Here is a 4,138-nt window from a genome sequence, read left to right on the forward strand (position 1 = left end):
GAGTCGCCGATTTGTGAAAAATACATTTCTTGAATATTCGGCATTCTATGCGTACGCGAATAGCTGATAAACGGCATAAAGTAGTCGTTGACATTGATGTTTAATGCCACCGAATGGTTTACCGCATGCTTTTTACCGGATTTGGTATAAACCGGTTCGTAAAGGTCGCAGCTTGGCGTGCAATGCTGTTTATAAATTTCAGAATCTTCTCCAAATGCTTTTTTAAAGTCTTCTTGGGTATTGAAGTAGTCGGTATATTCGCCCTTGTAGCGGTAGTTGACCATATTGGCGCTGTAATTCAATTGATAAATGCCTTTTTTCAAGGAAGTATCAAAATAGAACGTATTGAATTTTTGCTGGCCTGAAGGTTGCAATATGGTTGATTTTTGAGGAAATATTCCTTTGTCTCCTTTGAAACGGCCTAAAAAGCTGTACAGGCCGGCATCTTGATCCGGGCCGTCGTAAAACAGGCTCAGCTCTTCCGGAAAGCGGTTTTTACTGTATTGGTTTTTAAAGAAATTGAAACCGACGGTAGCTTTTAAATCTGTTTTTTGGGGAAGTTTGAAAGAAAAGCTGTTGTTGATATCCAAAAGATTGGCTGTGTTTTTGGTTTCCAAATAATCAAGCAGCCCCCATCCTGAAAAACGTGAGTTTTTCGGATATTTTTGTTTTCCCAAATTATGGGCGGCCAACACGTTTAAATCGACATAATCGCCAATGTTTAAGTTGTAATTGGCTTGGTAGTTGCGGTTTTCTACTTTGCGGCTGCCGATACGGTTGTTCATGGTACGAAGCTGAAGGTCCAGCTTGTTGTTGTCGTTTTCGTATTCCACTTTGACCAAATGGCTGTTTGAGCGTTGTTGCAGGCTGGTAGGATCGATTGGGGTCAGATCCCATTGCGGTGCCAAATTCTCTTTCCAGCTTCTTTCCAAGTCATCGACATAATCTCTTTGCAAAACCTCAGGATCGTTATATTTTTTGGAGAAAGGGTAGTCCCAATAGCTTTTACCGACCGCATTGCGCTTGGAAAAGTCACGGACCCAGAGATTTTGTTCGTGGTCGAATTTCAATAAATTGCTCTCAAAATATTCTTGTTTTTTACGATCCAGATATTCCTCGCCAAAATTGCCGATACGCTGACCGCCACCGCCTACTTTATAGTTTTGCTCGACATTACGGTGGCTGTAACCATATAACGCACCAAGGCGCGCTCCGCTGTCAAACCATTTTTGTACCGCTCCGGTTGCCATAAAGTTGCTTTTGGTGCTGTTTGTGCCGGTCAATCCTTTGGTCAAGAGGCCGAAGGTATTGTTTCCGTGTACTACATCGTCTACCCGTAAAGTACGGAAATTGGCTGTACCGGATAAGGTATTGATGCCGTTGGCACCCGAGAAACTGCCTTTGGTTACATCCACGCCGGCAATAAAATTGGGATCCAGTGCCGTACCGAATTGTGAGGAGCTGCCGCTGCGTCCGGCATCGGCAGAAGTGGAATAGAAGGTTTGGGTTACGCCGTCAACCATCGTATTGACACGTCCCAAACCGCTATCGCCACGGATATTGACCGCCAATACGCCTGATCCTTTGTCTTGTTGGGTGAAAACGCCGGGCATGCTCCGCACGATGGTATCGATGTTTTCGCTGGATTGATAAACGCGTTCACGCGAACTTTTGGCTTGGCCTTCGGTAAAAACTTTTTTCTCTTTGGCAATGTGTTTACCTTTGACTTGAATTTCATCAAGCTCTTGAGTTGAAACCTCGTCTTCTGCGTGTGCGATACTGGTTATAGCCAGTAAAGATAATGTTAGTAGATTTAATTTGAAATTCGGATTCATGATAGTTACCTCAGAAACGAAGTAGATACTTTATAACATATTATTAAACTTTACAAATATTTAGATAATGGTTTTTATTTATTAAAAAATAAAGCAGATTCTTGTTTCAGGAGATAATCCAAGCGCATATGATTAATCTGGCTGAAAAGATAAAGCAGGTCTGAATTTGAATTTGATTGGTTGAGAAGAAGGGAGATTTAATTGAATTTAAACAGCCGGAAGAAGAAAATTTGATTGCGATATGTGAACTGGGCCGTTAGTTTCAAATGAAACCGGTAAAAAACATGAAATGCAAAATATAAAGTTAATATAGAAAGATTTGAAGTCAGTTGAAGAAAAGGCCGTCTGAAAATGATATTTCAGACGGCCTTTATTGTTTTAAGCCTTATTCCGGACCGCGGAATGTGTCGTGGCAGGATTTGCAGGTTGCACCGGTTTCGCCGTAAGCGGCTTTGATTTCTTCCAATTTGCCGGTTTGTGCGGCGGCGTTGAGTTTCTCAACTGCAGCGGCAAATTTTTCTTCTTCGGCTTTGAAGGTTGCCGTGTCTGTCCAGATGGCAGGCAGGGCGCGGCCGTTGCCTTGAGGGTCGGATTCAAACAGGGTGAACGGTTTTTTGCTGTTTTCGGCGAAGGTTGCGGCGGCTTGTTTGAATTTTTCTACGTCGTAAGGCTCTTCGTCTTTGACCATTTTGCCCATGCGGGTAAACTCAGGCATCATGGATTTGAACGCGGCCGTACGGTCTTCGGAAATAGGGCCTTTAGGCTGGGAAGGCGCGCTGCTGCCGCCGCAGGCGGAAAGGGTAAGCGCCACTGCTGCCAAAGCAACAGGGAGAAAACGGGTTTTCATATGGAGTGTGTCCTATTGTAATGATATGATTATCGTTAAATTTAAAATCAGCCGGCCAAACTCTCAGGCCGTCTGATAAGGCGTTATCATACCTTAAACCCAAGTCTGAAACGAGTACAGAAAGGAAACGATATGGCAATTTTGATTACCGGGGCATCGGCAGGATTCGGCGCGGCAATGTGCCGTACTTTTGTTGCGGCAGGCTATCATGTCATTGGCGCGGCACGGCGCGAAGACAAATTGCAGCAGTTGGCAGAGGAATTGGGCGAGCAGTTTTACCCTTTGGAAATGGATGTTTCTCGTACGGAGTCAATTCAAAACGCTTTAAACAGCCTGCCTGAGCATTTAGCTGAAATCGATTGCCTGATCAACAACGCCGGTTTGGCTTTAGGTCTGGATTCCGCTGATAAAGCCGATTTTGGCGATTGGGAAACCATGATTCAAACCAATATCATCGGCCTGATTTTTCTAACCCGCCAGATTTTGCCGCAAATGGTAGCGCGCAAACAGGGCTACATCATCAATTTAGGTTCGATTGCCGGCAGTTATGCTTATTCCGGCAGTAATGTCTATGGTGCAACTAAGGCTTTTGTGCGCCAATTCAGTATGAATCTGCGCGCCGAATTGGCAGATAAAAATATCCGCATTACCAATATCGAACCGGGTTTGTGCGGCGATACCGAGTTTTCCAATGTCCGTTTCAAAGGCGACGATCAGCGTGCGGCCGAGGTTTATGAGAATGTCGAGTTTATCCAGCCGCAAGATATTGCTGATACCGCTTTATGGCTCTATCAGCGTCCGGCGCGGATGAACGTCAATTCCATCGAAATCATGCCGGTTGCCCAGACCTTTGCAGGCATGAAAGTTTACCGCGATGAGCCTGCTCCGGTGAAGGAAGAAACGTTTGAAAAACAAAGTATGTCTTTGTTTGGAAAAATTAAATCTTGGTTTAAGTAATCGGCATCAGGCCGTCTGAACGTTTCAGACGGCCTCTTTGTTATCTGAAATTGAACAAACACGTTATAATGTAATTTTTTATTAACAAGGCCGTCTGAAAGGCTGTTTCAGTTATGAACGTAATCAAACAAAAAATCTTAGAACAAGCGCAGCGCGATGGTGTGCAGGTAACCGCTTTGCGCGAGCAAGTGCTTGATATTGTTTTGAAACAAAGCGGCGTGATTAAAGCCTACAACGTTCTGTCGCAGATGCAGCAGCAAAGCGAGGGCGTGGTTGCGCCGCCGACGGCCTACCGCGCCCTTGATTTTTGGGCGGAGCAGGGCGTTTTGCACAAAGTGGCGGCGGTCAACGGCTATATTCTGTGCAGCCACGCGCAGCACGAGTGCAATGACCATTGCCATGACCACGAAGAAGCCGAAGCGCACCACAGCGCGTTTATTTTGGTTTGTACCGAATGCGGTACGGCAGATGAGCAGACCTTGAGCCAAGAATGGGCGGC

4 protein-coding genes are annotated in these 4,138 nt (G+C 45.2%); 2 read left to right on the forward strand and 2 right to left on the reverse strand.

What is annotated here, in order from left to right; genetic code table 11:
* Both ACTHUE_RS12070 and ACTHUE_RS12075 read right to left on the reverse strand, forming a co-directional pair.
* Positions 1-1,835: TonB-dependent receptor domain-containing protein (locus ACTHUE_RS12070; RefSeq protein WP_440423558.1), on the reverse strand; the 1,835-nt coding region annotated here is incomplete at its 3' end.
* Between the two features lie 385 nt (positions 1,836-2,220).
* A complete protein-coding gene (locus tag ACTHUE_RS12075) occupies positions 2,221-2,682 on the reverse strand; it encodes a c-type cytochrome (protein WP_004520832.1) in 462 nt (153 codons plus the stop codon).
* A gap of 132 nt (positions 2,683-2,814) precedes the next feature.
* Here ACTHUE_RS12075 and ACTHUE_RS12080 point away from each other — a divergent pair, with 132 nt between their 5' ends.
* Positions 2,815-3,639: an SDR family oxidoreductase gene (locus ACTHUE_RS12080; protein WP_049335582.1), complete on the forward strand. Its 825-nt coding sequence runs from the start codon at positions 2,815-2,817 to the stop codon at positions 3,637-3,639.
* Positions 3,640-3,752: 113 nt separating this feature from the next.
* On the forward strand, positions 3,753-4,138 hold a 386-nt coding region (locus ACTHUE_RS12085), incomplete at its 3' end, for a Fur family transcriptional regulator (protein ID WP_440423560.1).

The sequence above is a fragment of the Neisseria sp. P0021.S005 genome (assembly GCF_051956955.1).